The organism is Leclercia pneumoniae (assembly GCF_017348915.1).
GTDB classification, from domain to species: domain Bacteria; phylum Pseudomonadota; class Gammaproteobacteria; order Enterobacterales; family Enterobacteriaceae; genus Enterobacter; species Enterobacter pneumoniae.
This window is the reverse complement of the sequence record NZ_CP071383.1, coordinates 1,701,421-1,716,486: the sequence shown is the minus strand read 5'-3', so window position 1 is coordinate 1,716,486 and position 15,066 is coordinate 1,701,421. Positions and strand designations below refer to the sequence as shown.

The 15,066-nt window shown below is 53.7% G+C and carries 13 protein-coding genes; 4 read left to right on the top strand and 9 right to left on the bottom strand.

The genetic code is table 11. From position 1 onward, the window contains the following. Positions 1 to 63 precede the first annotated feature (63 nt). Both mfd and ldtC read left to right on the top strand, forming a co-directional pair. Positions 64 to 3,510 (top strand): transcription-repair coupling factor, encoded by a 3,447-nt coding sequence (gene mfd, locus JZ655_RS08095; RefSeq protein ID WP_207293485.1) that lies wholly within the window; start codon positions 64 to 66, stop codon positions 3,508 to 3,510. A 141-nt stretch (positions 3,511 to 3,651) separates the two neighbouring features. After that, complete coding sequence (gene ldtC, locus JZ655_RS08090; RefSeq protein WP_249220520.1) at positions 3,652 to 4,605, top strand: L,D-transpeptidase LdtC; 954 nt, start codon at positions 3,652 to 3,654, stop codon at positions 4,603 to 4,605. 88 nt (positions 4,606 to 4,693) lie between these two features. On the opposite strand, the gene bhsA is transcribed toward ldtC, so the two are convergent. Further along, positions 4,694 to 4,951, bottom strand: a complete 258-nt coding sequence (gene bhsA, locus JZ655_RS08085; protein ID WP_040076128.1) for a multiple stress resistance protein BhsA — start codon at positions 4,949 to 4,951, stop codon at positions 4,694 to 4,696. Between the two features lie 245 nt (positions 4,952 to 5,196). Here bhsA and JZ655_RS08080 point away from each other — a divergent pair, with 245 nt between their 5' ends. After that, positions 5,197 to 5,832 carry a TetR/AcrR family transcriptional regulator gene (locus tag JZ655_RS08080; protein WP_207293483.1) on the top strand — a complete coding sequence of 212 codons (636 nt, stop codon included), beginning with the start codon at positions 5,197 to 5,199 and terminating at the stop codon, positions 5,830 to 5,832. A 540-nt stretch (positions 5,833 to 6,372) separates the two neighbouring features. Here JZ655_RS08080 and JZ655_RS08075 read toward each other — a convergent pair. From JZ655_RS08075 to hinT, 8 genes are all read right to left on the bottom strand, one after another. Next, positions 6,373 to 6,912 (bottom strand): glycine zipper 2TM domain-containing protein, encoded by a 540-nt coding sequence (locus JZ655_RS08075; RefSeq protein WP_072039520.1) that lies wholly within the window; start codon positions 6,910 to 6,912, stop codon positions 6,373 to 6,375. A gap of 197 nt (positions 6,913 to 7,109) precedes the next feature. After that, positions 7,110 to 8,414 (bottom strand): NAD(P)/FAD-dependent oxidoreductase, encoded by a 1,305-nt coding sequence (locus JZ655_RS08070; RefSeq protein WP_207293482.1) that lies wholly within the window; start codon positions 8,412 to 8,414, stop codon positions 7,110 to 7,112. A gap of 238 nt (positions 8,415 to 8,652) precedes the next feature. After that, positions 8,653 to 9,195, bottom strand: a complete 543-nt coding sequence (ycfP, locus tag JZ655_RS08065) for an alpha/beta hydrolase YcfP (RefSeq protein WP_040076135.1) — start codon at positions 9,193 to 9,195, stop codon at positions 8,653 to 8,655. Positions 9,196 to 9,230: 35 nt separating this feature from the next. Next, positions 9,231 to 10,256 carry a beta-N-acetylhexosaminidase gene (gene nagZ / locus JZ655_RS08060; protein ID WP_207293481.1) on the bottom strand — a complete coding sequence of 342 codons (1,026 nt, stop codon included), beginning with the start codon at positions 10,254 to 10,256 and terminating at the stop codon, positions 9,231 to 9,233. 11 nt (positions 10,257 to 10,267) lie between these two features. After that, positions 10,268 to 11,092 (bottom strand): thiamine kinase, encoded by an 825-nt coding sequence (gene thiK, locus JZ655_RS08055; protein ID WP_207293480.1) that lies wholly within the window; start codon positions 11,090 to 11,092, stop codon positions 10,268 to 10,270. Beyond that, the gene (gene lpoB / locus JZ655_RS08050) at positions 11,073 to 11,723 is read right to left on the bottom strand and encodes a penicillin-binding protein activator LpoB (RefSeq protein ID WP_040076139.1); all 651 of its coding nucleotides are present in this window, start codon (positions 11,721 to 11,723) and stop codon (positions 11,073 to 11,075) included. Before lpoB ends, thiK begins: the two co-directional genes overlap by 20 nt. A 10-nt stretch (positions 11,724 to 11,733) precedes the next feature. Then, positions 11,734 to 12,108 carry a YcfL family putative periplasmic lipoprotein gene (locus tag JZ655_RS08045; protein WP_046885692.1) on the bottom strand — a complete coding sequence of 125 codons (375 nt, stop codon included), beginning with the start codon at positions 12,106 to 12,108 and terminating at the stop codon, positions 11,734 to 11,736. Between the two features lie 4 nt (positions 12,109 to 12,112). Then, positions 12,113 to 12,469 carry a purine nucleoside phosphoramidase gene (gene hinT, locus JZ655_RS08040; protein ID WP_040076141.1) on the bottom strand — a complete coding sequence of 119 codons (357 nt, stop codon included), beginning with the start codon at positions 12,467 to 12,469 and terminating at the stop codon, positions 12,113 to 12,115. A gap of 350 nt (positions 12,470 to 12,819) precedes the next feature. Here hinT and fhuE point away from each other — a divergent pair, with 350 nt between their 5' ends. Further along, on the top strand, positions 12,820 to 15,006 hold the full coding sequence (fhuE, locus tag JZ655_RS08035) for a ferric-rhodotorulic acid/ferric-coprogen receptor FhuE (RefSeq protein WP_207293479.1): 2,187 nt from the start codon (positions 12,820 to 12,822) through the stop codon (positions 15,004 to 15,006). Positions 15,007 to 15,066: the final 60 nt, after the last annotated feature.

Genomic DNA, 15,066 nt, shown 5'->3' with positions numbered 1-15,066 from the left:
CGATCAAGGATAATAAAGACATTGTGTATCAGTGATATGCCCATAAGAGATCCTGACTAAGCTATGTCTGAACAATATCGTTATTCCCTGCCCAACAAAGCGGGCGACCAACGCCAGTTGGGTGAACTCACGGGCGCGGCCTGCGCCACGCTGGTGGCGGAGATCGCTGAACGTCATCCAGGGCCGGTGGTGCTGGTTGCGCCAGATATGCAGAACGCCCTGCGCCTGCATGATGAAATTCGTCAATTTACCGACAGCCTGGTGTTCAGCCTTGCCGACTGGGAGACCCTCCCCTACGACAGCTTCTCCCCGCACCAGGAGATTATCTCGTCGCGCCTCTCAACGCTGTACCAACTGCCTTCTATGCAGCGCGGGGTGTTGATTGTGCCGGTCAATACGCTGATGCAGCGCGTCTGCCCCCACAGCTACCTGCATGGCCATGCGCTGGTGATGAAAAAAGGGCAGCGTTTATCGCGTGATGCCCTGCGAGCGCAACTCGACAGTGCGGGCTATCGTCATGTGGACCAGGTGATGGAGCACGGTGAATATGCTACGCGCGGCGCGCTGCTCGACCTCTATCCTATGGGCAGCGATCGCCCTTATCGTCTGGATTTCTTCGACGATGAGATCGATAGCCTGCGCGTATTCGATGCCGATACACAGCGAACGCTGGAAGAGGTAGAAGCCATTAATCTGCTGCCGGCCCATGAGTTCCCGACGGATAAAACCGCCATTGAGCTGTTCCGGAGTCAGTGGCGGGATAAGTTCGATGTGAAACGTGACGCTGAACATATCTATCAGCAGGTGAGCAAAGGCACCTTGCCCGCGGGCATTGAATACTGGCAGCCATTGTTCTTCAGCGAGCCGCTGCCGCCGCTGTTTAGCTATTTCCCGGCCAATACCCTGGTGGTGAACACCGGCGATCTGGAAAGTAGCGCAAACCGTTTTGAGAGCGAAACCCGTGCGCGTTATGAGAACCGCGGCGTAGACCCGATGCGTCCGTTGCTGCCACCCGAACAGCTGTGGCTACGCAGCGATGAACTGTTCAGCGAGCTGAAGCGCTGGCCGCGCATGCAGCTTAAAACTGAAAATCTCGCAGAAAAAGCGGCAAACACCAATCTCGGTTTCCAGAAACTGCCAGACCTGGCGGTGCAGGCCCAGCAGAAGTCACCTCTGGACAATTTGCGCAAATTCCTTGAAAGCTTTACCGGCCCGGTGATCTTCTCCGTAGAAAGCGAAGGCCGTCGTGAAGCGCTGGGCGAGTTGCTGGGGCGAATTAAGCTCGCACCTAAACGCATTCTGCGCCTCGACGAGGCGACCGGCAATGGCCGCTATCTGATGATAGGTGCCGCCGAGCATGGCTTTGTCGATACCCTCAACAACCGGGCCCTGATCTGCGAAAGCGATCTGCTGGGCGAGCGCGTGGCGCGTCGTCGCCAGGATAGCCGTCGCACCATAAACCCGGACACGCTGATCCGTAACCTGGCAGAACTGCATCCAGGCCAGCCTATCGTCCATCTGGAGCATGGCGTGGGTCGCTACGCCGGGATGACCACCCTTGAAGCCGGCGGCATCAAAGGGGAGTACCTGATGCTCACCTACGCCAACGACGCCAAACTGTATGTGCCCGTCTCTTCGCTGCATCTGATCAGCCGCTACGCCGGCGGTGCGGAAGATAACGCCCCGCTGCATAAACTGGGGGGGGATGCCTGGTCGCGTGCGCGTCAGAAAGCGGCAGAGAAAGTGCGTGACGTGGCGGCGGAACTGCTGGATATCTATGCTCAGCGTGCGGCCAAAACGGGCTACGCCTTTAAGCATGATAAAGAACAGTACCAGCTCTTCTGTGAAAGTTTCCCCTTTGAGACCACCCCGGATCAGAGCCAGGCGATTAATGCGGTGCTGAGCGACATGTGTCAGCCGCTGGCGATGGACCGACTGGTGTGCGGCGACGTCGGCTTCGGTAAAACCGAAGTGGCAATGCGCGCCGCCTTCCTCGCCGTGGAGAACAACAAGCAGGTGGCGGTGCTGGTACCGACCACCCTGCTGGCACAGCAGCACTACGATAACTTCCGCGACCGTTTCGCCAACTGGCCCGTGCGCATCGAAATGCTGTCCCGTTTCCGGAGCGCTAAAGAGCAGACGCAGATCCTGCAGGAGGCAAGCGAAGGCAAAATCGATATCCTGATCGGTACCCATAAACTGCTGCAAAGCGACGTGAAATGGAAAGATCTGGGACTGCTCATTGTCGATGAAGAGCACCGTTTCGGCGTGCGTCATAAAGAGCGCATCAAAGCGATGCGTGCGGATGTGGATATCCTGACCCTCACCGCAACGCCGATCCCCCGTACGCTCAATATGGCCATGAGCGGCATGCGCGATCTGTCGATTATCGCCACCCCACCGGCGCGCCGTCTGGCGGTGAAAACCTTTGTACGCGAGTACGATAGCCTGGTAGTACGCGAAGCGATCCTGCGCGAAGTGCTACGTGGTGGACAGGTTTACTATCTGTATAACGACGTGGAGAACATCCAGAAGGCCGCAGATCGACTGGCCGAACTGGTGCCTGAGGCCCGCGTCGCCATTGGCCATGGCCAGATGCGCGAACGCGAGCTGGAAAGGGTCATGAATGATTTCCACCACCAGCGCTTTAACGTGCTGGTCTGCACCACTATCATTGAAACCGGCATCGATATCCCGACGGCGAATACCATCATTATTGAACGTGCGGACCACTTTGGCCTGGCGCAGTTGCACCAGTTGCGTGGCCGCGTGGGCCGTTCGCATCACCAGGCTTACGCCTGGCTGTTAACCCCGCACCCGAAAGCGATGACCACCGACGCGCAAAAACGCCTCGAAGCTCTCGCCTCGCTGGAAGATCTGGGGGCAGGTTTTGCGCTGGCGACCCACGATCTGGAAATTCGCGGCGCGGGCGAACTGTTAGGGGAAGACCAGAGCGGCTCGATGGAAACCATTGGCTTCTCGCTCTATATGGAATTGCTGGAAAACGCCGTCGATGCCCTGAAAGCGGGACGGGAGCCGTCGCTCGAAGATCTGACCAGCCAGCAAACGGAGGTCGAGTTACGCATGCCTTCTCTGCTGCCGGATGATTTCATCCCTGACGTCAATACTCGCCTCTCCTTCTATAAGCGCATCGCCAGCGCCAAAAAGGAGGCCGAGCTGGAGGAGATAAAAGTCGAGCTGATCGATCGCTTTGGCCTGCTCCCCGATGCGGCACGTAATCTACTGGATATCGCTCGCCTTCGTCAGCAGGCGCAGAAACTGGGTATACGCAAGCTGGAAGGTAACGAAAAAGGGGGCATGATCGAGTTTGCTGAGAAGAATCACGTCGACCCGATGTGGCTGATTGGCCTGCTGCAGAAAGAGCCCCAGCACTTCCGCCTGGATGGCCCGACCCATCTCAAGTTCACCCAGGAGCTGACGGAGCGCAAGACCCGCATGGAGTGGGTACGAAACTTTATGCGCCAGCTGGAAGAGAACGCCGTCGCCTGATCCCCCTCCCCGGCTTGCCTGACAGGCCGGGAATTTACAAACTCTTTGCAATCTCCTGCCACTTTTCGACACATCTATTCACCATAATTATCAATTAACGTTCAGATAACATGAACCCAATTATTGCTATGGATTTTGGTGATGATGACTCAACGATTTTCTCGCTGGATAACGTTTTTTGCGCTGGTCGCCACCGTCGCCCTGGCCCTCCCTGCGCGGGCTAACACCTGGCCTCTCCCTGCTGCAGGAAGTCGTCTGGTGGGTGAGAATCGCTTTCACGTAGTGGAAGATGACGGCGGCTCGCTGGAGGCGATCGCAAAACGCTATAACGTCGGTTTTCTGGCCCTGTTACAAGCCAACCCGGGCGTCGACCCTTATGTTCCGCGCCCGGGCAGCGTACTGACCATCCCGCTGCAAACATTACTGCCGGATGCACCACGCACAGGTATTGTGATCAACCTGGCCGAACTTCGCCTCTATTACTACCCGCCTGGAAAAAATGAGGTGACCGTCTATCCCATCGGTATCGGGCAGCTGGATAGCAATACGTTAACACCCACCATGGTGACGACCGTCTCGGACAAGCGCGCCAATCCGACCTGGACCCCGACGGCGAATATTCGTGCCCGCTATAAAGCCCAGGGCATCGATTTGCCTGCGGTAGTGCCTGCCGGGCCGGATAATCCGATGGGCCATCATGCTATTCGTCTGGCAGCCTACGGCGGCGTCTATTTACTGCATGGCACTAACGCGGATTTCGGTATCGGTATGCGCGTCAGCTCTGGCTGTATTCGTCTGCGTGATAACGACATCGAAACCCTGTTCCGGGTAATAACCCCGGGCACGAAGGTCAATATCATCAATACGCCGATTAAAGCCTCCGTAGAGCCCGATGGCAGACACCTTGTGGAGATCCATCAGCCCCTGTCGAAAAACATCGAGGACGATCCGCAAACCTTGCCCATCACGCTTAATGCCAGCATGCAGGCTTTTAAAAGCCAGGCTGACGGCATCGTGATGGAAAGAGCGATGGAGGCGCGTTCCGGAATGCCCACCGATGTCACCCGACACGTGGCTGCCAGCCAGTCTATGTAAATAAAAAAGGCCCTGCAGATGCAGGGCCTTTTTTTAGCAGTGGTAAAGCAGTGGTAAAGCAGTGGCAGTATGAGGGTTTAGCCAGGGCTTATTTATAGATAACAGCAGTACCGTGCAGGTTGTTAGGACCGGCCACGGAGGTGATGCGATAGGATGTTGCACCCATCTCATCGGCTTTTTGGGCCAGTTCACTTTCCAGAGAACTCAGGTTAGTCCCTGCATTGGCAGAAATAGTGCCCACTTTATGCTGATCGGCAGGTGTGGTCTGCACCTGAACCGCGGCGAAGCTGGCGAAAGAGAGGGAACTGAGCAGGGTTGCAGCGATCAAAGTTTTTACGTTTTTCATGATTATAGCCTTTTGACAGATGAATTTGGGGTCGCAAGTTAATTACTTAACGATCGATAGGTAAATCGTAAGTGTGATCCCCATCACGCGTCAACATTATTTTTATAATGATCATTAAATTAATTTCAAATCCTTTATTTTTCATAAAGATAGGATTAAATTATTTTTCTGAAATGAGTGCTGGTCGCGCCATGAGATTATTTTTATAATGGTTATTCAACAATCCAACTAAGGTACGACGGCCTATGACAACCACAGTGACGAGTTGCGCTAAAAAAAGCCGTGGCCGACCTAAGGTGTTCGACAGGGACGCGGCGCTTGATAAGGCCATGACACTCTTCTGGCAACACGGGTATGAAGCGACATCCCTCGCGGATCTGGTGGAAGCGACGGGTGCGAAAGCGCCAACATTGTATGCAGAGTTCACCAATAAAGAGGGGCTGTTTCGCGCGGTGCTGGATCGCTATATCACCCGGTTTGCGGCGAAACATGAAGCCCAGCTGTTTTGTGAAGAGAAGAGCGTTGAGCAGGCACTGAGTGACTATTTCACCGCAGTAGCAACCTGCTTCACCAGTAAAGAGACCCCGGCGGGCTGTTTTATGATTAATACCTCCGCCACCCTTGCCGCCTCTTCTAAAGAGATTGCGAATACGGTGAAATCGCGCCACGCCATGCAGGAAGAGACACTTGGCCTTTTTCTTCGCCAACGGCAACAGCGCGGTGAGATGCCGGCCCAATGTGAAACAGACCGGCTGGCGCAGTATCTCAGCTGTGTCCTGCAGGGAATGTCTATCAGCGCACGTGAAGGGGCAACCCTCGAAAAGCTACAGAGCATCACCCGGACCACGCTGCACTTGTGGCCTGAGCTCATTAAGATGTAAACCTGCCACAGAAAGAGGGTTTGGCCTGTTAAACGATAGGCCAAATCTTTCTCATAAATTAAGGCGTTTGCTATCCTTAACTTGTGATTATTGTTCTGCTAATGATTAGCAGCCGTTCAACACAAGTTGCGCAAACGTCATGACGACAACAACAACAATGACGTTTACTCTCCTGAACCCTGTGCGGGCGGCAAAATCGTACTTCTCCTCAAGGACAAAACACTTTCTGACTACACATACAGAAGGATTGATAGAGATGATTTTGCTATTACCATTATTGAAGGTGCTAATAGTAATAACATTGTTATTTGGTCTCTGGATTTTATGTGGTGGTTCTGTGTTATTTGCTTTTATCTCCATCCTGCTTACAGGATGGTTTTTACACCGCCAGCATAATCTCTTCGATATCTGATAACTGTGGACATGAAAAAGGCCTTAAACCTGCCGGGATCGAGACGGGCGTTTAAGGTCTTTTTATTGCAGGCATAAAAAAGCTCCCCAGCCTGAGCGAATGGGGAGCAAATGCAGAGTACAGCTTTTTTATGCTTTGTTATTCAGGACCAGCTGACCCTTATCGTTCAGCGGGATCTGGCTGCCAGGATCTTTATCCATACGGATTTTCCCCTGCTGTTCGCCAATTTTGTAGGTCACGTCGTAACCAAGCATTTTTTCGGACTTGTCATACACGGTCTTGCAACGCTGCTGGGTCGTGGTGTAAGTATCACGATCCTGCATGGCGCCCTGAACCTGGTTGCCGGCATAGCCGCCACCCAGCGCGCCGACAACGGTGGCAACATCTTTACCGCGGCCACCACCAAACTGATGGCCCAGAACCCCACCCGCTACGGCACCCAGTACGGAACCGGCGATACGGTTCTCATCCTGCACAGGCCGACGATGCGTTACGGTGACATTACGGCACTCCTGACGCGGCGTTTTTACGGTTTCTTTAATCGGTGTGGCAGAGACAACCTGAGCATATTGTGGCCCACTCTGAAACACATTAAGACTGGCAACCGCCGCCACACCCAGCGCAGCAGCTACGCCAATCCCTATACCCGCTAACATTGACTTATTCACGGGGCTTCCTCCTTTGTGTTGCTATTGGTAACAATTCTGCAACCAGACAGAGGGGTCTGCAAATGGGATAAAGGATTAAAAATGTGGTACGACAGGGGAAACCGAAGTGATTCAGAGAACTCCTGGACTTTCAGGGGCACTGAAACAGAAGGATCTGCTGAATAAGCCCCTCCGACGAGTGCGGAGGGGCGAGAAGATTAATGCAATTTCAGACGTGGACGTATCACGCGGTTGATTCTGCCTACCAGCATCATCAGGCCTGTTTTGAAGTAACCGTGCAGTGCAATCTGGTGCATACGGTACAGAGAGATGTAGACGAAACGTGCAATACGCCCTTCTACCATCATTGAACCCCGCATTAGGTTGCCCATCAGGCTACCGACGGTAGAAAAGTTAGAGAGCGATACCAGAGAACCGTGGTCTTTGTAGACATAGTTCTTCATCTCTTTCCCTTTGCGCTGCGCCAGAATGTTGTGCAGGACCAGACTTGCCATCTGGTGTGCGGCCTGAGCGCGTGGTGGCACGAAACCGCCTTCCGGGCGGGCGCAGGAAGCACAGTCGCCAATGGCGAAGATATCGGGATCGCGCGTGGTTTGCAGCGTAGGTTCGGTTACCAACTGATTGATACGGTTGGTTTCCAGGCCGCCGATATCTTTCATGAAATCAGGGGCTTTAATACCCGCCGCCCAGACCATCAGATCGGCCTGAATATACTCACCTTCTTTGGTATGCAAACCGCCCGCATCGGCACTGGTCACCATGGTCTGCGTCAGTACGCGCACGCCGAGCTTGGTGAGTTCGTTATGTGCGGCACTGGAAATACGCGGCGGGAGCGCAGGCAGAATACGTTCGCCTGCTTCAACCAGGGTCACGTTCAGCGCATCGTTCGTTAGCCCTTTATAACCGTAGCTATGCAGCTGTTTCACCGCGTTGTGCAGTTCAGCAGAGAGCTCCACGCCGGTGGCCCCGCCGCCCACGATGGCGATGTTCACTTTACCGCTCGCCCCGAGGTTATTGGAGTACTTCAGGAACAGGTTCAGCATCTCCTGATGGAAACGACGCGCCTGGTGCGGGTTATCGAGGAAGATGCAGTGCTCTTTCACGCCCGGTGTGTTGAAATCATTAGAGGTACTGCCCAACGCCATTACCAGCGTGTCGTACGCCAGTTTACGCTCTGGCACCAGCAGCTCGCCCTTCTCATCACGCAGCTCTGCCAGAGTGATGGTTTTACTTTCACGATTGATATCCACCACGGAACCCAGCTGGAACTGAAAATCATGGTTGCAGGCATGTGCCAGATAGCTCAGGGCGTCCACCCCTTCATCCAGAGAACCGGTTGCGACTTCGTGCAGCAGCGGTTTCCACAGGTGGCTATGGTTACGATCCACAAGCGTAATTTTGGCTTTTTTACCGCGCCCAAGCTTTTTACCTAGCTGCGTCGCCAGCTCTAGCCCGCCTGCGCCGCCGCCCACAATCACTATCTTTTTCAATGGCGTAGTCAACGTGACCCCCTCAAATTATTAACCAATTGTTAAGTAAAAGTTATAGAAATAACCTTTACTTAACAAAGGGTTACCGCACTGAAACCATTCAACACTTTCGAGAATAGCATGTTCGGTGCATTGGTCATACCAAAATTGATATTAATCAAGTTTTGCCGTTTAAATGTTAATCAATTATGGCAAAAGAAAACCCGGCTAACCGAGAGGCGCCGGGTTTTTCTACTGCTTAGCACAGGGATTAGCCGAGGGTTTTAAAGGCTTTTATGCGTTGCAGATGGTGAGAGATGTTTTTGAACTTATGGGTCTGTTCTTCGTCCCAAACAATCTCATAATAGGGATGCAGCAGTTCGGCCGAGCGGTGGCTGTTCAGCGCTTCATCGTGGCGTGAGAGCACGACCAGACAGCGGTCGCGGTTCTTCTCGCGAAAGTTACTTACGCATTTGGTGGCAATATCGACATACTCTTCCGGGCGGTCGATTTTGCCTTCCATGTTCTCGTTCGGCAACAGATTAGGATTGAAGATCACCTGACGGATATCACAGAGAAAACCGATCCGCTCTGCCCAATAACCGCCCAACCCCACACCGCAGATCAACGGCCGATCGTCGACATTTAATTGCAACATCTTATCCACCTCTTTCAGCAGATGCTGCATGTCGTGCTTAGGATGGCGCGTGCTGTAGCTAATCAGACGTACATCCGGGTCGATAAACTGCAGTTGCAGAACTTTTTCATGGTTACCGGGACTGTTCGAATCAAAACCGTGCAAATAGATGATCATCGTATCCTCGCCACACTTCTCATAACAGGAAGGGATTATTGGCCCGCTTTGTGCGCCTGCCAGCGTTCATTCAGCGCCTCTAGCTGCGCGTTGACCGTCTTCCAGCGTGCTGAATCCATCAGTTCCTGACGGCTAAATGAACCTTTATGATACAATTGTGTAACACGGTCAGCTTTGATCGGCGACAGGTTATCAAGCACACTTACCGCGCCTTTACGATTATTGCAGACCAGGATCATATCGCAACCCGCGTCCAGCGACGCCTGACCGCGTTCAGCATAACTGCCCATAATTGCCGCCCCTTCCATCGACAGATCGTCTGAGAAGATCACGCCATTAAAACCCAGCTCTCCACGCAACACGGTTTTGAGCCAGTGCGGAGAACCGCTGGCCGGGCGCGGATCGACGTCACTGTAGATAACATGCGCAGGCATGATGGCATCCAGCTTGTTATCGGTAATCAACGAGCGGAACACGGCCATGTCCTTACTGCGGATCTCTGCTTCGGGACGTGGGTCGCGCGGCGTCTCTTTATGCGAATCCGCCGTTACCGCCCCGTGGCCCGGGAAGTGTTTACCGGTGGTTTTCATACCGGCATCGTGCATACCGTCAATAAAGCGGGTCGCCACCGCCAGCGCTTTTTGCGGGTCGGCGTGGTATGAGCGCTCACCGATGGCGGCGCTGATGTGCTCCACATCCAGAACCGGCGCGAAGCTGATATCGATATCCATGGCGATCATTTCGCTCGCCATTAACCAGCCAGCCTCTTGCGCAAGATTCCCACCCTCTTCCATACCCAGCAGCGCGGCAAAGGACTGTGCCGCCGGCAGGCGGGTAAAGCCCTCACGGAAACGCTGGACGCGCCCGCCTTCCTGATCCACCGCGACGACCAGGCGATGGCGGGAAGCGGCGCGGATTTGGCGCACCAATTCACGCAGCTGCGCCGGATCGTGATAATTTCGGGTAAAAAGGATTAGCCCCCCCACCAGCGGATGCGCCAATATTTCACGCTCTTCCGCATCCAGTTCGTACCCTTCCACATCCAACATCACTGGACCCACAGTACCCTCTCTTATCCTTTTGTTTGTAACTGCTGCCAGATGTCATCGGCGAGCGTAATAAATTGTTTGTCTTGCGATTGTTGCCAGCGCAGCTCATACCAGCCAGCCATCAACATCAGCACCCAGGGACGCCAGCGTCTGACCTGACGGTGTAATTGCCGCGCTGGCAACCTGGCGAGATGAGCATATTCTGTCAGTAGCACCTGACGTTGCGTTTCATTTTCCGTCCACACGCTCGCCAGTTCCAGGGCGATATCCCCGTCGCCGCAATATTCCCAGTCAAGTAACCGCGGGCCGTTGGCCGTGTGCACAATATTACCTGCATGCACGTCCATATGCAGTGGCGCCAGTCGCAAGGGTGACGGCTCGCCCAGTTTGCGCAGACGCTTTAACTGTTGTAGCCATAACGGCGAACGACGCGAAGGCGAAGCTTGTAGCCAGTAGCGCTCAAGCAGCGGCATCAAAACGATCCGCCAGCCAAACGGCGGCTGTCGGTGAAGATGATACAGCATAGCCGCCAGCGCCCGGGTGGCCGGGAGGGCCTGTTTCACTTCGCCCGGAAGATACTCCACGGCCATCCAGCCAGGAGCAATAAAACGCGGCTGCGGCGCCAGCGTCTCAGGAAGGTGGCGTAACGCATGATAGTGACGGCGAAAATGAGCCGGTGAACCCAGCGCGGTATGATACTGACGAAGTACCAACCGGTGATTATCGTGCTCAATAATGGCGCTCGCGCCGCTCAATCCCGGGTGGGCCTGCGGCGCGAGGAGTCGATATTGCGGAAAATAGCGCGACAGCAGCGTGTCGCGCGACAGATTAGCGTTGCTGAACTGCACCTTTGCCCGACCAGATGATCTCGCCTGTCTGAACCAGCATCAGCTGCATTTGCAATGCAGGCGCGTTGACGTTGCCGGTAGCGCTGGAGTAAAGCACATATTGTGCGCCGACGTTACGGGCAATACCAATGGCTTTACTGCGCGAACCCAGGCTGTCCTGCGGAGAGAGCCCAAGCTGCTGCTTGGCGACCGCCAGCTGCTGCGCGGAAACCAGGGTAAATTTACCGTTATTGGCCAGCGCATTGCGCAGGGTTTCCGTGGCTTCGCTTGCGTTCAGCGAACCGTTAGTACGGTTATTCACGCTATCCACCAGCAGCACGCTGCCGGAGGTCACGCCCTGGGCCTGCAGCATTTTGTCCATCATCGGCTGCATGGCGCCGTTCCAGTCATAATGACGTTCGCGCGGCGTGGGCTGTGCAGTTTCGTCCGGATGCTCAATCGGGCCCGGCTGTGAAGGGACCGAAGGAACCGACGGTACAGTAGGCACCGGCTGCGTTGGCTGGGTAGGTTGCTGCGTACCCGGTTTCGCCTCGTCAACGGGCGCAGGCGGTTGCTCCGTACGGGTAATACAGCCGGAAAGGAAAAGTGCGAAAGCCGTGACCAGCGCGTAACGAGTCAGGTTCTTAATCAAGGTTCACCCCTTACAAATAGAGATACAGTCTGACCTTGTGCGCGCCCAGATAGTTGGCGCTGCCATACAGCGTAACCGACTTTTTAGCCGGAATGGTTACGCTACGCGGCGCCTCAAGCGGGTGCATTTCAAGGCCTCTGGCGTCATACCAGAAAAAACGGTAATGGACGGTAACAGGTACGTTTCTTTCATTAAATAGCGTTGAGGACGCAGACGGCTGGATTTCACTGATGGCCAGCGACGGTGCCTCTGCGGTGATCCCCGCCGCCAGCACGGAGGACTCCATAATCAACGTCTGGTCGTCGTTGACGGGGATAGCCGGACGCGAACTGCACCCCACCAGCACCAGTCCTACCATCAGCGCAGCAATACGCCCATTTAGCATGTCATCAACCTTTATGCGCCAGCATCGGCCCCAGCGGACGACCGCCCAGTAGATGCATATGAATATGATAGACTTCCTGGCCGCCATGGCGGTTGCAGTTCATGATTAAACGGTAGCCGTCTTCAGCAATGCCTTCCTGCGCGGCAATTTTTGCGGCTACTGTCAGCATACGGCCTAATGCCAGTTCATGCTCAGTTTTCACGTCATTAGCCGTCGGAATCAGAATATTAGGAATAATCAGGATGTGTGTAGGTGCCTGAGGCGAAATGTCGCGGAAAGCGGTCACCAGATCGTCCTGATAGAGGATGTCGGCCGGGATCTCGCGGCGAATAATTTTACTGAAAATAGTTTCTTCAGCCATGACGTTTTCCTTATTACTTTTTAATCAGACGTCGTGCCCGGCAATCTCATCCTGCGGGCGCACTCTTCAGTGACACAGAATAAGAGTATGAGCGAGTTTCTCTAATCCTTTCAACCTTATCCCGTGAATTCTTTCCTTATTCACCTCTTGCTGGTCGCAGAGTGACCAGCTACCCACCCCGACAGACTAAAACATAATTTTAATTCACCGGATTACATCTGTTTACACGATGAATCCTAATGCGTATATTTCGCATTTGCATTTTCATGCGCATTTTGAACATACAAATGATCCCAGACCGAATGCAGGACTGGGGCGCTTTTTACAACTCACTCAGAAAGGGTTTGATAATGTCTTTCATTCATCATACCAGGGACGGGCAACGTCAGCCTGCCGCAACCCCCTCGTTGCTGGCAGCCTGTATTGCGATGGCATTGATGCCGACCGTAAGTTTCGCTGCAACGTCGGAAGAGACGGTTATTGTTGACGGTTCTACGTCTAACGACCAGCCTGACGAAGCGCAGGATTACAGCGTAAAAACCACCACCGTTGGCACGAAAATGCAGATGGTGCAGCGTGATATCCCTCAGTCCGTTACGATTGTTAGCGAACAACGTATGCAGGATCAGCAGCTGCAAACGCTGGGTGACGTCATGGATAGCACGATGGGTATCAGCAAAAGTACCGCAGATTCCGATCGTAGCAGTTACTACTCTCGTGGATTCCAAATCGATAATTACATGGTCGACGGCATCCCGACCTATTTTGAGTCGCGCTGGAATCTCGGCGACTCACTCTCCGATATGGCGCTCTTTGAGCGTGTAGAAGTTGTTCGCGGTGCCAATGGTTTAATGACGGGTACTGGTAACCCCTCTGCGGCGATTAACATGGTGCGTAAGCACGCCACCAGCCACGAATTCAAAGGTAATCTCTCTGCGGAATACGGTAGCTGGAATAAGCAACGTTATGTGATGGATTTGCAGAGCCCGCTTACCGAAGATGGAAATCTCCGTGGCCGCGTGGTTGCGGGTTACCAGGATAACGACTCCTGGCTCGACCATTACAACCAGAAGAAAACATTCTTCTCCGGCATCATTGACGCCGATTTAGGTTCAGATACCACATTATCGGCAGGATACGAATATCAACGCATTGACGTGAACAACCAGACCTGGGGCGGATTACCACGCTGGAACACCGACGGTAGTGTCAATCACTACGACCGCGCCAAAAGCACCGCGCCGGACTGGGCCTACAATGATAAAGAGTTCAATAAAGTTTACTTTACGCTGAAGCAGCGTTTTTCGGATAACTGGCAAGCAACCCTGAATGCCACTCACACCGAAGCGAAGTTCGACAGTAAAGCGATGTATCTTGATGCGTATGTCGATAAAAACACCGGCATGCTGGTCGGTCCTTACGCTAGCTACGGACCTGACTACACCTATATTGGTGGGACTGGCTGGAACAGTGGCAAACGTAAAGTGGATGCGCTGGATCTCTTTGCTGATGGCGGTTACGAGTTATTTGGTCGTCAGCATACCCTGATGTTTGGCGGCAGTTACAGCAGGCAGACCAACCGTTACACCAACTCATGGGCAAATGTCTTCCCCGACGAGTTTGGCAGCTTCTACGACTACAACGGCCACTTCCCTGAAACCAACTGGGGTTCTCAGTCGCTTGCGCAGGACGACACCACTGACATGAAGTCGCTCTACGCAGCGACCCGCATCTCGTTGGCTGACCCGCTGCACCTGATTCTCGGAGCGCGTTATACCAACTGGAAGGTCGATACTATGACCTACGGGATGGAGCAGAACCATACGACGCCTTATGCGGGTCTGGTTTTTGACATCAACGAAAATTGGTCGACTTACGCAAGCTACACCTCAATCTTCCAGCCACAGAATGTGCGTGATAGCTCGGGTAGGTATCTCGCACCTATTACGGGTAATAACTACGAGCTTGGACTGAAGTCGGACTGGATGAACAGCCGCCTGACCACTACGCTGGCTATCTTCCGTATCGAACAGGATAACCTTGGACAGAGCACTGGGGTGCCTATTCAGGGTTCAACCGACACCGCATATAAAGCCGCTGACGGTACCGTAAGTAAAGGTGTTGAGTTTGAGATCAATGGCGCATTGACAGATAACTGGCAGTTAACCTTTGGTGCAACTCGCTATGTTGCAGAAGACAGTGAGGGTAACGCCGTAAATCCGAATCTGCCTCGAACCAGCGTAAAAATGTTTACCAGCTACCGCCTGCCAGTATTGCCTGAGTTAACTGTCGGCGGGGGCGTGAACTGGCAAAATAGTGTCTACAAAGATGTTGTTACGCCTTACGGCACCTGGCGTGCAAAACAAGGCAGCTATGCGTTGGTTGATCTTTTCACACGTTACCAGGTTACTCCGAACTTCTCTGTGCAGGGCAACCTGAACAACCTGTTCGACAAAACTTACGACACCAACGTGGAAGGTGCCCTCGTGTATGGCGAACCCCGTAACGTAAGCGTGACCGCGAGTTATCAGTTCTGATAATAACATGACAAACAAGGGAGCCAACTGGCTCCCTTTTTTTATGGACTGTACATTGTC